This window comes from Uliginosibacterium sp. 31-16 (assembly GCF_030730865.1).
Classification (GTDB): Bacteria; Pseudomonadota; Gammaproteobacteria; order Burkholderiales; family Rhodocyclaceae; genus Uliginosibacterium.
Window position 1 is genome coordinate 445,758 of sequence record NZ_JAVALZ010000003.1, and the last position, 16,605, is coordinate 462,362.

A 16,605-nucleotide genomic window follows, 5' to 3' on the forward strand; every position below is an offset into this window, starting at 1 on the left:
AAACCGGCGGTTATCGGCGTGATGGCTGGCCCGCGCAGGCATAAGCTGTTGGCAACAGGAGAAGCAAAATGATCAGAGCTTTGTGGGTAGCCCGAACCGGCCTGGATGCACAGCAGACGCATCTGGATGTGATTTCCAATAATCTGGCCAACGTCAGTACCAACGGCTTCAAGCGTGCGCAAGCTGTCTTTGAGGATCTGCTGTATCAGACCATGCGGCAGCCCGGGGCACAAAGCTCGCAAAGCACCCAGATTCCCTCCGGCCTGCAGATCGGAACCGGCGTGCGCACCGTGGCTACGCAGCGCATCCAGACCCAGGGCAACCTGCAGCAGACGGGCAACACTCTGGATGTGGCAATCCAGGGCTCGGGCTATTTTCAGATCCAGCTGCCGGATGGCACGACCGCCTACACCCGCGATGGTGCGTTCCAGAAAGACTCTCAGGGACAGATGGTGACCTCCAGTGGTTATCCTGTTCAGCCGGCGATCACCATCCCATCTGATGCGTTGAGCATCACCATTGCAAAGGATGGCACGGTTAGCGTTACCCAGCCCGGGCAGGTCGCTGCCGCGCAGATCGGCACGATCCAGATCGCCAATTTCGTGAATCCAGGCGGTCTGCTCAGTACGGGCGAAAATCTCTTTCTGGAGACGGCGTCCAGCGGAACCGCGACGCCGAGTACCCCGGGAACCAATGGTACCGGTGTGCTCAACCAGAACTACGTTGAGACCTCCAACGTCAATGTGGCGGAAGAGCTGGTGACCATGATCGAAGCCCAGCGCGCCTACGAGATCAATTCGCGTGTCGTGTCGACGGCCGATCAGATGCTGGCCAAGCTGGCGCAGCTCTGAGGCAGGACTTTGATCATGAGCTCCGCTTTTTCCCGTTACGCCTTCTTGCTGGTGCCGTGCATGCTGTCTGCCTGCAGTTTTCTGCAGCAGACAACCAACGTGCACCAGCCGATGACGGCGAGGCCCGTGCCACCGGCGCAGGCTGTCGAAGCGACCGGTTCGATTTTCAGTGCGAGTTCGCGTTCCTTGTTCGAAGACCGCCGCGCACGCTACATCGGCGATACGCTGACCATCAATCTTGTTGAAAAGAATCAGGCCAGCAAGTCTTCCAACGCCTCGGCCAACCGTGCTTCCTCTGTCGAAATGGCGGCTCCCGTCATAACAGGGGTCATGGGGAAAAACCTTGCAACGAACATGAGTGCCACCGCCGGGGCTGATCAGACCTTTGCCGGCAAGGGGGGGGCTGCGGCCAACAATGCCTTCACCGGCACGGTGACAGTCACCGTGATCGAGGTCTATCCCAATGGCAATCTGCTGGTCTCGGGCGAAAAACAGGTGGCCATCAATCAGGGGCAGGAGTTCATCCGTTTTTCCGGCGTGGTGAATCCGACCTATGTGACGTCCTCCAATACCGTGCAATCCACGCAGGTGGCCGATGCGCGGGTGGAATACAAGGCCAGTGGCTACATGGATGAGGCCCAGACCATGGGATGGATGCAGCGCATTTTCATGAATGTTTTGCCGTTCTGATCGATCCGCCTGCGGCGGAGTGCGGAGCAGGGCATGCCTGAAGAGCCGCGCCCTGCTTGGGTTTTCAGACAGGGCTGCTGAAAAGGCAATACGGGCGCGGCTTTTCAGGCTGTGCTTGAGTAAAGGATGCTGAGATGATGAATATTCTTCTGGACTGCTGGCGATCGGGCTCACGGGCCGTGTGCGCGCTTGCGCTGATGCTGCTTCTCACCCCTCACGACTCACTCATCAGCGCAGCGCAAGCCGAGCGCATCAAGGATCTTGCGACCATCGCCGGGGTGCGCAACAACCAGCTTGTCGGCTACGGGATTGTCGTGGGCCTGGATGGAACGGGTGACCAGACTTCTCAGGCGCCCTTCACCACCCAGAGCCTGATCAACATGCTTGGCAACCTCGGTGTGACGATTCCTCCCGGCACTACGCTGCAGCTCAAGAACGTGGCGGCCGTGATGGTCACCATGCAGATGCCGCCGTTTGCCCAGCCCGGGCAGCAGTTCGACATCACCGTATCTTCAATGGCCAATGCCAAGAGCCTGAAGGGCGGTACGCTGCTGATGACGCCGCTCAAGGGCGTCGATGGACAGATCTACGCGATTGCCCAGGGCAATCTGATCGTGGGTGGCGCCGGTGGTTCGGCCGGTGGTGCCAGAACCCAGATCAACCAGTTGTCTGCCGGCCGTATTCCGGCGGGCGCAACAGTCGAACGTGCCGTGCCCACCGCCGTAGGTTCCGCTGATCACGTACTGTTCGAGTTGGCGACGGCCGACTTCGGTACGGCACAGCGCGTGGCTGACGCCATCAACATCGGAATGGGCGAAACCATGGCCTGGCCGCTGGACGGGCGCCGCATCCAGGTGCGCGCCCCTCAGGTGCCCTATGAACGCGTTGCCTTCCTCGGACGTGTCGAGAATCTCGAGGTTACGCCGATCACCGCCGCAGCACGGGTTACAGTCAATTCACGCACCGGCTCGGTGGTGATGAACCAGAACGTGTCACTGCTCGAATGTGCCATTGCTCACGGCAATCTCACTGTGACCGTGAATACCGAAACCCAGGTCAGTCAGCCCAATCCGCTGGCGGCGGGGCAGACTGTCGTGGCGCAGGCCGGGCAGGTCGATATCAAGCAGGATCAATCCAGCCTGATGCGTTTCAAGCCCGGCGTCACGCTCACCGAAGTGGTCAAGGCGCTCAATGCCGTGGGCGCCACACCGATGGACCTCATCAACATCCTGCAGGCCATGAAGGCTGCCGGCGCCCTGCGTGCCGAACTGGAAGTGATCTGAAACCATGATCGACCAGATCAACGTCCTCGATCCGGGCAGTCTGAGCAACCTGAAGCTGGCGGCGAAGAACAAGTCGCCCGAGTCCAATAAGCTCGTTGCCCAGCAGTTCGAAGCCATGTTCCTGCAAACCGTGATGAAGAGCATGCGTGAGGCTACTTCATCGATGGGCAGTGACAACATGTTCGAGAGCGACTCCACGCGCTTCTACCAGAGCCTGCACGACCAGCAACTCACGGCCGTGATGGCCCAGCGTGGTGGTGTCGGTCTGGCGAAATTCATCGAACGTCAGCTTGATGGCAGCTATTACCAGCGTCCCGCCACCTACGACCTGAAAGGCCCGCCAGTCAACGCACTGCCCCAGACTGTCGGCAGTAGCCCGCAAGCAGCGGCGACAGCCAGTCTGGGCGTGCCTTACAGTGCCAATGCGCAGGATTTCGTCAGCCAGGTCTGGCCACAGGCTGAACAGGCCGCGAGCACGCTCGGCGTGCCCGCACATTTTCTTGTCGCGCAGGCTGCGCTTGAAACCGGCTGGGGAAAATCCGTCATCACCCGCGCCGATGGAAGCTCCAGCTACAACCTCTTCAACATCAAGGCGGGCAAGGACTGGAAGGGCGCTGTTGTCGAGGCGCGTACCCTTGAATACGAAAACGGCCAGCCCGTCACCCGTACCGAACGTTTTCGCGCTTACGGTTCGTATGCCGAATCCTTTCAGGATTACGCCAGCCTTGTCGGCCAGTCTTCGCGTTACACCGCCGTGCGCGGCCAGACCGACGCCGAAGGCTTTGCTCGCGCCCTGCAGCAGGGCGGCTATGCCACTGACCCGGCGTATGCCGACAAGCTCACCCGCGTGATCAATGGCAACACCCTGCGGCAGGGAATGATCGGATCAGCACGCTGAAACCCCGTGTCTGGCGGACCTCTTCAGCATGCCTGCCCGCAGAGCAAGGCTGCATGCGGCTCTTCAGAAAGCCTTTAGCTCCCTGTCAGGATGCTTTCCCCGCTGGTTTGAATGCCCTTGCCGGCCAATATTCCATGAGCGTCAGAAACCCAGTTCGCGGATCAGAACGGCTGCGGCTTGGCGCAGGTAAGGCCAGGCGGGGGCTTCCCAGCGTGCGTTTATGGTGAGACGCCCGTTCGGGAATCCGTTGTCCGCCTTTTTCCCGTGTGAGGATGTGCCCGCCCAGTTCGGCGGCCAGTTCTGTATGGATGAGTGTTCGGGAGGCATCGTGGTCCACACTGGCCACCGTCAGATGCAGGGCTGCTCCGTCAGCCGCGTCGCTGATGAACAGGGCCGGATTGCCGGGGGCAATCCGTTGCACGGCCTCCTCATCGAGCCAGGTTTCAACGACCTGGCGACCATCGTCGCGGATGAGCAGCGCAATCTTTTCTCGTCGGGCAACCCACTGGCCGGGTTGCATGTCGGGGTCGAGCAGACGGAATTGGCCGCTGAACGGAGCGCGCGGCGCGTACTGGAATGATTCGGCCGCGAGGCTGGCGGCCTCGGCTTGTGCGGAGGCGAGCAGATTTTCGTTTTCCAAGAGATGGCTGCGCGACTCGGAGTCGAATCCGGATGCGGCGGCTTGCCAGCTCAGACGTTCGATTTTGGCCACTTGCGTCTGGCGGCACATTTCGAGGTCGGGCACATGAAGCTGGATGAGTACGCTGCCTGCTGCAACCTTGTCTCCATCACGGAAGGGCATTTCGTCGACATGGGCCCCCGAAGGTGAGAATACCGGCCACAACTCTGCGGGGCGCAGAATTGCACTGGCGCTGATGCGGCCGGGCCAGGGAAGCACAAGCAGCACGATCATCATGGTCGAAGCGATGGCGCTGTAGAAAGTGCGCTTGCTATTCCGGATGGTCGGCCAGCGTTGCTTCCACGCCAGCCACTCCTGCCTGAAAGGAGCCAGTACGAACCACAGGATTTCAACGGCAAACAGTACGATGCCGATCAGCTTCACGGAGAAGTGATAGACCAGCAGCGCAATCCCGAGAAACAGGCTCAGGCGATTCAACCAGGTGGTCCAGGCGAAGGCGATCAGCGCACGTTGTTTGGCCCGGCCGATGTGCTCGGGAGGCGCTTCGCCAAGCGCGAAAAGCAGCTCCCTCAATTTCCAGCGGGCCAGCGCAAAACTGCGCTCGTGCAGGTTGGGCATGTCGAGCCAGTCGGACAGGATGAAGTATCCGTCAAAGCGCATGAAGGGGCTGGCGTTGATGGCCAGAGTAGCAACCCAGCTGGTTGTGGCCAGCATGAAGGCTGCCGAGCGCAAGGCGCCGTCGGGCAGCAGCGCCCAGGCCAGTGTCGACCAGGCCGCAATGATGAGTTCGGTCACGATGCCTGCTGCGGCGACCTGCAGGCGCTGGCGCGAGTCGGTAAGGCGCCAGGTTTCGTTGGTGTCGGTGTAGGCCACGGGCCACATCACCAGAAAGGCCACGCCCATGGTGGGCACGCGACACCCCAGACGCTTTGCCGTGAAGGCGTGCCCCAGCTCGTGCAGTAGCTTCACGCAGAACAACGCGACACCGTAGGCGGCAAGTCCTTCCATGTTGAAGGTGTCGATGAGCGTGGCGGGGAAGAATTCCCAGTACTGCAGGATGTGCGTGCCCCAGCCCCAGCAGCAAGGCTGCAATGGTCAGCCATGCGAATGTGCGTGTGTAGAAGAACTTATGTTCAATTCAGTCGGGCTGAGTCTTCCCAGACTCTGCTCCCAAGCGCTAAAAGAGGCTTGAAGGGATATGGTAGAAAGATGGGTAGAAACAAAAAAGCGCCCCGAAAGGCGCTTTTTATCTGCATCTGTGGCGGAGAGGGTGGGATTCGAACCCACGGTAGGCTTACACCTACGCCTGATTTCGAGTCAGGTACATTCGACCACTCTGCCACCTCTCCGCGAGCCGCGAATTATATAGGGCTGACTGGCTTTGTCCAGCTTTCAGGGCAGGATTTTTCAGCCTTTGGCGAGGATCGCCTTGCCGTCGATGAGCGCGTCGACTTGCGCCAGGGTAACGACCGGTACGCCGGCTGCTTCCAGCATCTTGTGACCTTGCTTGAAACTCTTGGCTACGAGGAAGGCTGCGGCGACCGGGGTGCAGCCTGCTTCCTTGGTGATTTCGACCAGTGCAGTGGCGGTGCGGCCGTTGGAGAGAAAGTCATCCACGATGGCGACGCGCAGCCCCGGAGTCAGGTACTTCTGGCTCACGACCATCTTGACCTGCCCGCCCTTGGTGGGCGAGGGGATGACACGCGAGATGGAGGGGATCTCGACATCTGGATGGTATTTCTTGGCGTAGACCATCGGCACGTCCAGTTCGAGTGCCACCATCAGCCCTGGCGCGATGCCGCTGGCTTCCGCGGTGAGGATCATGTCCGGCTTGAACTGACGCAGGCGCTCGGCGATCTCCCGGGCCATGCGCTGCATGAAACCGGGCTCGATGCGGTGATTCAGGAAATGGTCGATCTTGAGGATTTCATTACCCTGGACGATGCCTTCGCGTTCGATGCGTTCGGCGAGTTCGGGCATTGGGCTGATCAGTGAGATATTCATGCTGTGGCCTGCTGGTGGATTCGATGAAGTGGAAACTGGGTTCTCAAAGCGCAAACCGGGCTCGTGTTGCCGCGAGCCCGGTTTGTCTGAAGGGTGTTTTGCGCGCGCTTACTCCGGACGCATCTGCGGGAAGAGGATCACGTCCCGGATTGCCGGGCTGTCGGTCAGTAGCATGACCAGGCGGTCGATGCCGATGCCGCAGCCGCCGGTGGGCGGCAGGCCACTTTCCAGCGTGCGGATGTAGTCGGCGTCGTAGTACATGGCTTCTTCGTCACCGGCATCCTTGGCCTTGGCCTGCGACAGGAAACGCTCGGCCTGATCTTCCGGATCGTTCAGCTCGGAGAAGGCGTTGGCGATTTCGCGGCCGACGATGAAGAGCTCGAAGCGCTCGGTGATGCCGGGGTTGACGTCCGAGGCGCGGGCCAGCGGGCTGACTTCCACCGGGTAGTCGATGATGAAGGTCGGATTCCACAGTTGCGACTCGGCGGTTTCTTCGAAGAACGCCAGTTGCAGTGCGCCGATACCGACTTCGCCCTTGGGCAGCGCCTTGCGTTTGGTCAATTCTTCACGCAGCCAGACTTCGTCGGTGAGCTGGGCCTCCGAATATTCCGGGCAGTACTTCATCACCGCTTCGATCACCGTGAGGCGGTCGAAGGGCTTGCCCAGATCGAGGTCGCGGCCTTGATACTGGAACTGCTCGGTGCCCAGCGCTTCACGCGCGGCGTGGCGCAGGAGACCTTCGACGAAGTCCATCAGCGTGCGGTAGTCCGCATACGCTTCGTAGAACTCGATCATCGTGAATTCGGGGTTGTGGCGCGGTGAGAGGCCTTCGTTGCGGAAGTTGCGGTTGATCTCGTAGACCTTCTCCATGCCGCCGACCACGAGGCGCTTCAGATACAGCTCCGGCGCGATGCGCAGGAACATCTGCTGGTCCAGCGCGTTGTGATGCGTGATGAAGGGCTTGGCCGAAGCGCCGCCGGGGATGGGGTGCATCATCGGGGTTTCCACTTCGAGGAAACCATGGCCATCCATGTAGCGGCGGATTGCGGAGATCAGCTTGCTGCGGGCGATGAAGGTGGCGCGCGATTCGTCATTGGTGATGAGATCCAGATGGCGCTGGCGGTAGCGCATTTCCAGATTCTGCATGCCGTGGTGCTTGTCCGGCAGCGGGCGCAGGCACTTGCTGAGCAGGCGCAGGGATTCGGACTTGACCGAGAGCTCGCCAGTCTTGGTCTTCACAAGGAGGCCGGTGGTGCCGACGATATCGCCCATATCCCAGGTCTTGAAGCTGGCGTACAGCTCTTCGCCCACGTTGTCGCGGGTGATGTAGAGCTGGATGCGGCCGGACATGTCTTGAATGGTCACGAAAGAGGCTTTGCCCATCACGCGCTTGAGCATGATGCGGCCGGCGACAGTTACGGTCAGCGGCGTGGCTTCGAGCTCTTCGGCGCTCTTCTCGCCATAGCTGGCGTGCAGTTTGTCGGCGAAGTTCTCGCGGCGGAAGTCATTCGGGTAGGCTGCGCCGGTCTTGCGCCATTCGGCCAGTTTGGCGCGACGCTCCGCGATGATGTGGTTCTCGTCCTGCACGCTTTGTTCGGCGGGGATGTTGTTCTGTTCTGACATGGTCGTTTCCCGGATTCAGGGTGTCGCAGACATGTTGGCTGCGGAAAGTCCGTTATTTTGACCGATCAGAGCAGAAATCGCGAGTCGCACGTCGAAAATCGGGGTGATGACGGCGGTTTTGCGATACCGCGGCTAATCAAACAGCGAATCAATATCCGCCTGCAGATCAGCATTGGTGATCTGGGCCTCCACCGGTGCGGCGATCAGCCCTTGGGCGACCAGATCTTCGTAGCGTTGAACCTGGTTGCGTCCGTTTTCCTTGCAGAAGTACAGGGCTTCGTCGGCGCGCCCCAGAATTTCGGCGGGGGTGAGCAGTGGATCGATCTGCACATAGCCCAGCGAACAGGTCACCTGACCGACCTGCGGGAACTCATGCTCTTCAACCGCAAGCCGGAAGCGCTCCAGGACGTGCTCGGCGTTTTCGGCCGAGATGAAACGCAGCAGTACGACGAACTCCTCGCCGCCGAAGCGGAACAGTTTGTCGCTGCCACGGAAGCTCTTCTTCATCAGATCGGCGACGCGAATCAGCACTTCATCGCCGAACAGGTGGCCGAAGTTGTCGTTGATGCGCTTGAACTTGTCGATATCTGCCACCGCCAGCCAGCAATGGCGATCCTGAATCACGTCGGCACTGACCCCTCCTTCGCGCCGCTGGACGGCTTGCTCCACCATGCCAATGAAGCGGTCGAAGTTTTCGTCAAAGGTCTTGCGGTTGTGCAGACGGGTCAGCGTATCGAGCTCGGCGTAGTCGAGCAGACCCAGATGTTCGGCGTAAATGCCCAGCAGCTCGTGGATGCAGTCGCGCAGCGCGTCGGTCGGGGCACTGTCGCAATGCACTTCGACGACGGCGACCGGCGCGCCGACCGGACCGATGGCAAACGCCAGGGTGCAGCGCCCGTCTTCCTCAATCAGGGCATAGCCATTGCTGGCCAGGGCGCATTCCTCCAGCAGCGGCTCGGCTGCCAGATGGGTTTCCTCGACGTCCAGATGGTCGAGATTGGTGGTGGCAGATTCACCTTCCGACACGGCCCAGGACAGCGGAGCCGTCACGTAGCCGTGCGGGGTGGCACGAAAACCGTGCAGCAAGGCAAAGCGTGCATCCAGGATTTCCAGCGTGGCAACTACTACGGATTCGGCAATGGACAGCCGGTCACGCGAAGCTTCCAGGGACTGGATCTTCTTGAGCAGGCGCAGCAGGGCGATCTCTGTTCTCATCTAGGCAGGGTCCGGGGACAAGCGCATCTCCGTTTTGTATCGGCGCCGGCAAGGGAATCTTTACCTGCTTTTGCATCTGCCGAAAACCCTGATCTGCAGCCCCCTTCCCGGAAAGCCGCTTGTGGCGGACCTGTGCAGACAGGTGTGCTGCAGAATAAGGCAGCATGCGGGTCTTCAGGCATGCTTCGTGTAGATGTCCGCCACAAGCGGCTTTTCACTGTGCTCAATCAATCTGCCGTCGCAATACCCCGATGGGCGGTGCCCAACTGTCTGCCGGTTTCTTCTTACGCGTGATCAGCGTGAGCTGCGCGGGCTGGAAAACGTTGGCGTTGTGGGTGACTGGCGTGGTGATCAGGTATTGCGCGCGGGTGGCGCGCAAAAACGCTCCGACGCGGTCGATGTTGGCCACGTCCAGGTGCGCGAAGGGCTCGTCAATGAACACAAAACCGCCGGGGCGGGCGTCGTCCATCAGCAGCGCGATCAGCAGGATCAGTGATTTCATCACCTGCTGGCCGCCGGAGGCTTCGCCGTCGTTGAGGCTTTGCGCGCCCTTCTGGTCGAAGTCGAAGGCCACTTCCAGCCCGGCTGCAGCGAGCGTGGCGTCGTCGTTCTCCAGCACCGGCACCGGGCATTCCACGCCCACGCCGGAGAGGTCGCCCAGCGCGCGCAGGTTCTTGCCGTACTGGCGCACGGTGGCGCGGAGCCGCGCGATGTAGGCAGCGCGGGCTTCGTCCACCATGGTCTTGGTGCGTTCGGAATAGGCCATGCGCTGGCCGTAGTCGCCCTCGCGCTGGGTGAGTTCCAGCGAGAGTTTTTCCTTCACGATCAGCACGGCCTCGTCCTGCGGCCAGTCGCCGTCATGCAGGCGGCGCTTCAATCGCGTGAGTTCATTTCGCGCACCCGCCAGCCCGCCGTAGTGCTCGGCGAGCTCATTCAGCGCATCGGCTTCCAGCCAGTGCTTGGGCATGCCGCGGCGCTTGCCGCGCAGGCGCAGCAGGCGGGCGGTCTGCTCCAGCCGCTGGGGGCGGGTTTCGCCAGCCACGCGCTTGAGCACCTCGCGCGCCTGCGCCAGATCGCGGGCGCGGCGGTCGGCTTCGATGGCGATGCCGGCGAGGCGCTCCTTGCAGCGATCGACCTCGGCACGCGCAGCAGTGAGATCGGCTTCGGCGCGCTTGAAGGCGTCCTGCAGCGCGGGCTTGTCCTGCGTGGCGGCTTCGAATTCGGCGGCGCGGGCCAGCATCAGCTCGGCGGCCTGCATGCCGAGCAGCTTTTCGCGCGCGGTCTTCATCGCGGCTTCATGCTCGTCCTGCTTCTTGCGCGCCCAGTTGAGCTGTTTGTCGAGTTCGCTGATTTCCTGTTGCAGGCCTTCCAGACGCGCCGTGCGTGCCAGCTCGCCAAACCAGAAGTCATGCGGCACGCCAAGGTGACGCGCGCCACGGCGCTCGCGGTGGTAGCCCTCGCGGGTGATCCAGTCCTGATCGCGCGGCAGCTTGCCCGCGGCTTGGGCGTTATCGACGCGGCGGATGCGGTTGAGCAGCTCGGCCAGCCACTTCGGCGGCTCGCCGGCAAAGCGCACCACTTCGAGCAGGCTGCCGGGCAGGGCATCGGGGCAGGGCGCGCGGTCGGCCACGACGAAGTGGCGGAAGCGCTCGCGCTCGCCCAGCGCCCAGGCTTCGTGCCGGTCGCCATCGTTTTCGAGCAGGATCAGCGAGCGGTAGGGGCGCAGGATGGCTTCCAGTGCGCCTTGCCAAGCCGGGTCGGTGATTTCGGTGATCTCGGCGAGCAGCTTGTGCTCGATGCCTGCGTCATTGAGGGCGCTGCGGAAGCGCTGCACCTCGTGGTCCTGCGGCGTGGCGCCCTTGCCTTGCGCCTCGCGCAGACGGGTGCTGACTTCCTCGAAACGCTGGGTCAGTTCGCGCACCTTGGTGCGGGCGGCCTGCCAGTCGTTGTAGGCATTGGCGGCGGCGTCTTCGGAGTCCAGTGCGGCTTCGCCGTGTTCCTTGGCGACGCGTTCGCGCAGGGCATCGCGCTCGGCGAGCTTCTTGTCGATATCGCGCAGCGCATCGCGGGCGGTGAGCCACTGCGCGTCGAGTTCCTTCTGGCGGGCGCTGGCTTCACTCAGGCCAGCTTCGGCCTGGGCTTTTTCGCCGGCCAGCGAAGCCATGCGCGCGTCCGAGTTGTTCAGGGTGTGCTCGGCTTCGTACACGTCCAGCCGCGCACGGCGCAGTTTGCCGCGCCAGCTGTCGATCTCGGTCTGCAGTTCGGCCACTTCCAGACGCGGGATGGCTTCGGCTTCGAGATCGGTCGCTTCCTTGTACAGCTCGCGCCACTCCAGAAAACGCTCGGCTTCCATGCGCTTGCCCTCGGCCTGCGCCTTGAGCTTTTCGAGGTCCAGTGCCAGCGCTTCGAGCTCGCGCTGGGCGGTCTTCTGCTCTTCGCGGGCGGCCTGATAGTTGTCCAGTACTTCCTTGTCGCCGAACACGTCGAAGACCAGATCGAGCAGGGCGCGTGGCGAGTATTCGCAGAGCTTGTCGGTATCGCCCTGTTCGAGTGAGAGCACCTTGGCAATCGCCGGGGTCAGCCCAGCGTAGGCCAGCCGCGATTGGTAATCACGCAGACCGACGAATTGGGCCGTCTCTTCCAGCTGCTCGACCGTGACGAGGCCATCCTCGATGCAGTATTCGCGGGTCCAGTCACCGCCCGCGCGCTTGATGCGGCAGGCCAGGGTGACTTCGTCTTTCAGGCAGGGAAAGAATGGGCGCTTGCCGGTGCTGCCGGGCTTGTTCGACACCGTGGTGCGGATCCACGCAAAGCCCGCGTTGGCGCGGCGCACGTAGCGGCGAAAATCGCGCTTGCCCGAGCACTTGAGCGCAAACAGCGTGCGCATGGCGTCCAGCAGCGTGGTTTTGCCCGAACCGTTGGGCCCGACGATGGTGATGATCTGGGCGTCCAGCGGCAGCGTGAAGCGGCGCCAGAAATCCCAGTGAACGAGTTCGATATCGCGGATGTGGAACATGTTTTATTGGCGTGAAAGGAAGTGTTGGCTATCGCGCGAAACGCTGGAAAAAGAAAGGCTCATTGCACATGTCCCCGACTTGCGGCATGTGCGTATTGCAGTAGTTTTTCTGGCAGGTTTGGTTGGCCCTTGAGAAACCGTTCGATTGTGGATTCGACGACATCAAGGGCGTAACTATGGATGTGGCCAAGGCCATGCAGTGCACTCTCAATACAGGCAATGTTTTCTGATCTCAAAATCTTGCCAAGCATGTTAACGATGGCTGCATAGGTGACAGATCGATCTTTGTGCCGGGGGTCTTCCCAGTACGCAAGATTGGATATATCCCAGAACATGTAACAGACATCGTTGAGCGGGCTTGGGCTACGCTCCGAAATGTGCCCCAAGACTGGAGTGCATCGTTTAGCGAAGCAGTCTCTATATAAATTTTCGATTGAATCGATTAGTTCCAAGCGCTTTGTTTGCGGCTGTGCTTCATCCATCAATGCAAAAGGAATGTCCGAACACCCGGAATAAATAAGATATTTGATGCCGTCGTTTACTTGCTTGTCTGAGTAAGCAACAAGGTCTGTTCCTGCGAGGGTGAAAGTCCTGGTTACCAACTCCATTAGGGTTTCTCGGTTTGCATCAAAGCCTGGGTCGTCTGTTTCGAAAAACCAGCCTTGATTGCATTCCGGGCGGTCAAAGACATGCTTCAGCCATTCCTGATAGCGACCGTCCGACACAAGCCATCTAGGGGGCTTGTTTTTGGATTTCATCGGCGCGATTCCACTTCGTTGTCCAGATCGATGTCTTCTTCGATCTCTTCCTCAGTGAGGTTGGCCGGCAGGGCGCGGCCAGCGGCGGCGAGCACGTCGGCGAGGGTACCGTTGATGATGCGGTCGGCGAGCACGCGGTAATCGAGCAGCACGTCGAGCAGCGGCCCTTCGAACAGGTAGCCGTTGCGGCGCTCGATGAAGCCCAGGCGCGCGAGCTTGCCCAGCGCGAAGTTGCGGATCTTGGTGCGGCCACCGAGCTGGCTGCCGAAGTCGGCGAGCAGCGAGGCTTCGGAGATGGCACCGGAGACTTCCTCGCCGTGCACGATGGGTTTTTCCTGACCGAACATGTCGTTCTGGCCGTCGTCCTCCACCGTGCGGCGGCCGAGCTGGCGCTCGCGCTTGGGCAGGATAATCAGCGCCCAGATGACGATCAGCAGCGCGATCTCGTCGCGCGTGAGGCCCATGGTGCTGGCCTGATAGTCGCGCCCGCCGAAGACGGCGTCGGTGACTTCATCCTGCAGGCCGACGGCGACATGTTCGGCAAAGGGGTTGTCGAGCAGTTGCAGGCCAACCGCCGCCAAGCGGGTTTCAAGCTCGAGGCGGAAAGCTTCGTCGACCAGCGCGCGGCGCACTTGCGCATCGGAGCGCGGCAGCCAGCGGTGGGCCAGCAGGCGGGCGGTGAGTTCGGTGATTTCGTGGCTCATGCTTCGGGTTCCACAAGCGGAGTTTCGCGGCGAACAACGTTGCCAGCGGAGATATGCGAGATTTCGTCTTCCATGACCTCGACCAGCCAGTCTTCCAGCATCAGGTCGTAAGGCATCTGGGTCAGATCGGCGACCGGGCCGGAGGCGCCGGCTTCTTCGTTGCCGAGCAGCGATAGGAGCGAGAGGCGATAGCTGGCCGGGCCGAAACCGCCGCCTTGTACCAGCCTGGCGGCAGGGGCTGCGCTCGGGATCCCGGCGAGGCGCTCGGAGAGCTTGATCAACAGGCCCAGGTCTTCGGTCGGCGGGGTTTCGTCCTGCGGTGCTTCAGCAGCGGGGGGCAGACGGGTGTCCGCTTCCATCTGACGGACTTCTTCAGACAGCGAGCTTTCCGCCCGGTCGAGCAGTTCATGCCCGCCGGCGACAAATTGCATCTGCGGTCCAGCGGTCAGCGCGCTGTCAGCCAGTGCCGCGATGCGGCGGATATCCAGATTGCGCAGCCAGGCGGCAGCGTCGGAAGACGACACACCCGAGGCGCCCAACGTGACGCGCTGCGCTTCGATCTTGTTCAGCGCACGCTGGAAAGCCGCGTCGACGCGTGCCAGACGACTTTGCGCAAGACCGATGGCGTGTGCGATGCGACTGGTTTCCGGGGTGATTTCCTCGGTACCCAGCAGCCCGCGCAGCACATTCGTGCCTTTTTCCAGCCAGCGCATGTTGCCGGAGAGGCGCGAGCGCGCATCGAGGATGCGGAATTCGGAGCCCGAGGCGATGGCTTCTTCAAACGAAGCGGTCAGCGCATTGAGCTTGGCCAGCAGATGCTGCAGAAGTTCCGGCGTGACGGTGCCAGTGGCCTGCATGCCGGCGAGCTGGGTGGTGAGGAAGCCAAGTTCGGAATCTTCGTTCTCGCCGAATCTCAAGAGCACGGCCATGGCCGCAACCGCGTTGCGACCTGCGTCCGAGAACTGGTAGGCGCCGTCTTCACCGTAGATCAGCAGGTTGTTGGCACGCAGGCGCCCAAGCACGGTTTCGAGCTTGATCGGGTCGATATAGGCGAAGTGGCGGCGTAGCTCTTCGGGCAGCCAGCGCGGGTGGTCGGCGCGGCCACCGACTTCACGCAGCACGTGGAGCCGAATGAACACTTCTTCCTCGCCGCCACGGAAGAGCGTGATGAATGTGTTGATCAGCTCGCGCGAACGCACCAGCGACCACAGCGCGGGTACGTCGTCGGGCTCGATGCCGGGGGTCAGGAATTCGGCGATGTCAAAATCAGGCAGTTCTGTCATCAGCTTGGGTTGTCAGTGCAGCAGGAGTCAGGTTCTTCGCCGGGCATGTCGTCCCAGCAGTCATGACGTTGCTGGCGTTCGAGCCGGTAATTGGTGATTTCCAGGCGGAGTCCATCCGGATCGGCGAAAAACGTGGCGACATAGTCGGGAGCGTAATCTGGATAAAGCCGGGCGCCGGACGCCGGGATACCTGCCAGATTGAGCTCCCGTGCCAGTTGTTCGACTTCGGCGGCGGTGTTCACCCGGAAACAGAAATGGTGCAGGCCCGGCGCATAAGCGTCATGCGGCTGAGCCGAGCGGGCGGGTCTCAACACGTAACCGAAATGCCGGTTGTAATACTGGACGTGTGGCTCCCCACCCAGCTGGAAGCTGTTCTTGCGGAAGCTGAGCAGGGCGAAGAGCGTGTCGTAGAAAGCTTCCGAACGTGCCAGATCAGATACGGCAATGTAGAGGTGATCGATGCCGATCACCTCACATTGCACGCGGTCTGCTGACTGCGTTGTAAGCATGCTGCGACCGGACCTCAGACGCCCTGTTTCAGGCTGGCCTCGATGAAGCCATCCAGATCGCCATCGAGCACGCCCTGGGTGTTGCCGACTTCGTAGTTGGTGCGCAGATCCTTGATGCGAGACTGGTCCAGCACGTAGGAGCGGATCTGGTGGCCCCAGCCGATGTCGCTCTTGGTGTCTTCCAGTTTCTGCTGCTCGGCCTGACGCTTGCGCAATTCCAGCTCATACAGGCGGGCACGCAGCATTTTCCAGGCTTCGTCCTTGTTCTTGTGCTGCGAACGGTCGTTCTGGCACTGCACCACGGTGTTCGTGGGCACGTGGGTCAGACGCACGGCGGAGTCGGTCTTGTTGATGTGCTGACCGCCCGCACCCGAGGCGCGGTAGGTGTCGGTGCGCACGTCGGCCGGGTTGATCTCGATCTCGATCGAGTCATCGACTTCCGGGAATACGAACACCGACACGAAGCTCGTATGGCGACGTGCATTCGAGTCGAACGGGCTCTTGCGCACCAAGCGATGCACGCCGGTTTCGGTGCGCAGCAGGCCGTAAGCGTATTCGCCGGTGATCTTGATGGTGGCGCTCTTGATGCCAGCCACTTCACCTTCGGATTCTTCCATCAGCTCGACCTGGAAGCCCTTGCGCTCACAGTAGCGCAGGTACATGCGCTCAAGCATCTGGGCCCAGTCCTGCGACTCGGTGCCGCCCGCACCAGACTGGATTTCGATGAAGGCCGGGTTCGGGTCCATCGGGTTGTTGAACATGCGGCGGAATTCCAGCGCGGCAACGCGCTTTTCGACATCGCCTACATCAGTTTCCACCGAGACAAAGGTTTCTTCGTCGTCTTCCGAGGTGGCCAGTTCGAACATGTCGGCGCAATCGACCAGTCCCTGGCTGATGCTGTCGAGCGTGAGCACCACGCCTTCAAGTTCTTTCTTCTCGCGACCCATGTCCTGGGCGCGCTTGGGGTCATTCCAGACCGCCGGATCTTCCAGTTGCTTGCTGACTTCGATCAGCTTCTCTGCCTTGTTATCGTAGTCAAAGATACCTCCGGAGTTCTTGATCCCGGGTCTTCAGCTCGGCGATCTTGTTGGCGACGGCGTTGAGGCGTTCTGCTTCCATTGTTGGCTTTCC

Annotated in this window: 14 protein-coding genes and 1 tRNA gene; 4 read left to right on the plus strand and 11 right to left on the minus strand. The window is 61.3% G+C overall.

Going from position 1 to position 16,605, the window contains the following annotated elements:
* Positions 1-68: 68 nt before the first annotated feature.
* The 4 genes from flgG (at position 69) to flgJ (ending at position 3,722) form a co-directional block, all read left to right on the plus strand.
* Complete coding sequence (flgG, locus tag Q9Q94_RS13855; RefSeq protein WP_305980700.1) at positions 69-851, plus strand: flagellar basal-body rod protein FlgG; 783 nt, start codon at positions 69-71, stop codon at positions 849-851.
* Between the two features lie 15 nt (positions 852-866).
* The gene (locus Q9Q94_RS13860; protein ID WP_305980701.1) at positions 867-1,541 is read left to right on the plus strand and encodes a flagellar basal body L-ring protein FlgH; all 675 of its coding nucleotides are present in this window, start codon (positions 867-869) and stop codon (positions 1,539-1,541) included.
* A gap of 197 nt (positions 1,542-1,738) precedes the next feature.
* The gene (locus tag Q9Q94_RS13865; protein ID WP_305980928.1) at positions 1,739-2,824 is read left to right on the plus strand and encodes a flagellar basal body P-ring protein FlgI; all 1,086 of its coding nucleotides are present in this window, start codon (positions 1,739-1,741) and stop codon (positions 2,822-2,824) included.
* A 4-nt stretch (positions 2,825-2,828) separates the two neighbouring features.
* On the plus strand, positions 2,829-3,722 hold the full coding sequence (flgJ, locus tag Q9Q94_RS13870; protein ID WP_305980702.1) for a flagellar assembly peptidoglycan hydrolase FlgJ: 894 nt from the start codon (positions 2,829-2,831) through the stop codon (positions 3,720-3,722).
* Positions 3,723-3,807: 85 nt separating this feature from the next.
* Here flgJ and Q9Q94_RS13875 read toward each other — a convergent pair whose 3' ends face one another.
* The 11 genes from Q9Q94_RS13875 to prfB all read right to left on the minus strand — a co-directional run bounded on the left by Q9Q94_RS13875 (position 3,808) and on the right by prfB (position 16,593).
* The gene (locus tag Q9Q94_RS13875) at positions 3,808-5,454 is read right to left on the minus strand and encodes a site-2 protease family protein (protein ID WP_305980703.1); all 1,647 of its coding nucleotides are present in this window, start codon (positions 5,452-5,454) and stop codon (positions 3,808-3,810) included.
* Positions 5,455-5,621: 167 nt separating this feature from the next.
* Positions 5,622-5,711 (minus strand) — tRNA-Ser (locus Q9Q94_RS13880).
* Between the two features lie 58 nt (positions 5,712-5,769).
* The gene (gene xpt / locus Q9Q94_RS13885; RefSeq protein WP_305980704.1) at positions 5,770-6,366 is read right to left on the minus strand and encodes a xanthine phosphoribosyltransferase; all 597 of its coding nucleotides are present in this window, start codon (positions 6,364-6,366) and stop codon (positions 5,770-5,772) included.
* Positions 6,367-6,474: 108 nt separating this feature from the next.
* A complete protein-coding gene (gene lysS, locus Q9Q94_RS13890) occupies positions 6,475-7,989 on the minus strand; it encodes a lysine--tRNA ligase (RefSeq protein ID WP_305980705.1) in 1,515 nt (504 codons plus the stop codon).
* A gap of 132 nt (positions 7,990-8,121) precedes the next feature.
* Positions 8,122-9,204 carry a GGDEF domain-containing protein gene (locus tag Q9Q94_RS13895; RefSeq protein ID WP_305980706.1) on the minus strand — a complete coding sequence of 361 codons (1,083 nt, stop codon included), beginning with the start codon at positions 9,202-9,204 and terminating at the stop codon, positions 8,122-8,124.
* A 223-nt stretch (positions 9,205-9,427) separates the two neighbouring features.
* Positions 9,428-12,220 (minus strand): ATP-binding protein, encoded by a 2,793-nt coding sequence (locus Q9Q94_RS13900; RefSeq protein WP_305980707.1) that lies wholly within the window; start codon positions 12,218-12,220, stop codon positions 9,428-9,430.
* Between the two features lie 59 nt (positions 12,221-12,279).
* Positions 12,280-12,978, minus strand: a complete 699-nt coding sequence (locus Q9Q94_RS13905) for a hypothetical protein (RefSeq protein WP_305980708.1) — start codon at positions 12,976-12,978, stop codon at positions 12,280-12,282.
* The gene (locus Q9Q94_RS13910; RefSeq protein ID WP_305980709.1) at positions 12,975-13,682 is read right to left on the minus strand and encodes a hypothetical protein; all 708 of its coding nucleotides are present in this window, start codon (positions 13,680-13,682) and stop codon (positions 12,975-12,977) included. The genes Q9Q94_RS13905 and Q9Q94_RS13910 overlap by 4 nt, the downstream gene beginning before the upstream one ends.
* A complete protein-coding gene (locus tag Q9Q94_RS13915; RefSeq protein ID WP_305980710.1) occupies positions 13,679-14,965 on the minus strand; it encodes a hypothetical protein in 1,287 nt (428 codons plus the stop codon). Before Q9Q94_RS13915 ends, Q9Q94_RS13910 begins: the two co-directional genes overlap by 4 nt.
* Positions 14,965-15,474, minus strand: a complete 510-nt coding sequence (locus tag Q9Q94_RS13920) for a VOC family protein (protein WP_305980711.1) — start codon at positions 15,472-15,474, stop codon at positions 14,965-14,967. The genes Q9Q94_RS13915 and Q9Q94_RS13920 overlap by 1 nt, the downstream gene beginning before the upstream one ends.
* Positions 15,475-15,488: 14 nt before the next feature.
* Positions 15,489-16,593 (minus strand): peptide chain release factor 2 gene (gene prfB, locus Q9Q94_RS13925; protein ID WP_305980712.1). Its coding sequence is split into 2 segments (ribosomal slippage): positions 15,489-16,511 and positions 16,513-16,593, totalling 1,104 coding nucleotides; the frame shifts between segments, so codons are not numbered across the junction.
* Between the last annotated feature and the right edge of the window lie 12 nt (positions 16,594-16,605).

Coding starts and splice junctions, on each gene's coding strand:
- Q9Q94_RS13905 (WP_305980708.1), bottom strand. CDS start 12,978: ATGAAATCCAAAAACAAGCCCCCTAGATGGCTTGTGTCGGACGGTCGC.
- Q9Q94_RS13895 (WP_305980706.1), bottom strand. CDS start 9,204: ATGAGAACAGAGATCGCCCTGCTGCGCCTGCTCAAGAAGATCCAGTCC.
- flgJ (WP_305980702.1), top strand. CDS start 2,829: ATGATCGACCAGATCAACGTCCTCGATCCGGGCAGTCTGAGCAACCTG.
- Q9Q94_RS13920 (WP_305980711.1), bottom strand. CDS start 15,474: ATGCTTACAACGCAGTCAGCAGACCGCGTGCAATGTGAGGTGATCGGC.
- Q9Q94_RS13915 (WP_305980710.1), bottom strand. CDS start 14,965: ATGACAGAACTGCCTGATTTTGACATCGCCGAATTCCTGACCCCCGGC.
- Q9Q94_RS13865 (WP_305980928.1), top strand. CDS start 1,739: ATGCTGCTTCTCACCCCTCACGACTCACTCATCAGCGCAGCGCAAGCC.
- xpt (WP_305980704.1), bottom strand. CDS start 6,366: ATGAATATCTCACTGATCAGCCCAATGCCCGAACTCGCCGAACGCATC.
- flgG (WP_305980700.1), top strand. CDS start 69: ATGATCAGAGCTTTGTGGGTAGCCCGAACCGGCCTGGATGCACAGCAG.
- Q9Q94_RS13900 (WP_305980707.1), bottom strand. CDS start 12,220: ATGTTCCACATCCGCGATATCGAACTCGTTCACTGGGATTTCTGGCGC.
- Q9Q94_RS13910 (WP_305980709.1), bottom strand. CDS start 13,682: ATGAGCCACGAAATCACCGAACTCACCGCCCGCCTGCTGGCCCACCGC.
- lysS (WP_305980705.1), bottom strand. CDS start 7,989: ATGTCAGAACAGAACAACATCCCCGCCGAACAAAGCGTGCAGGACGAG.
- Q9Q94_RS13860 (WP_305980701.1), top strand. CDS start 867: ATGAGCTCCGCTTTTTCCCGTTACGCCTTCTTGCTGGTGCCGTGCATG.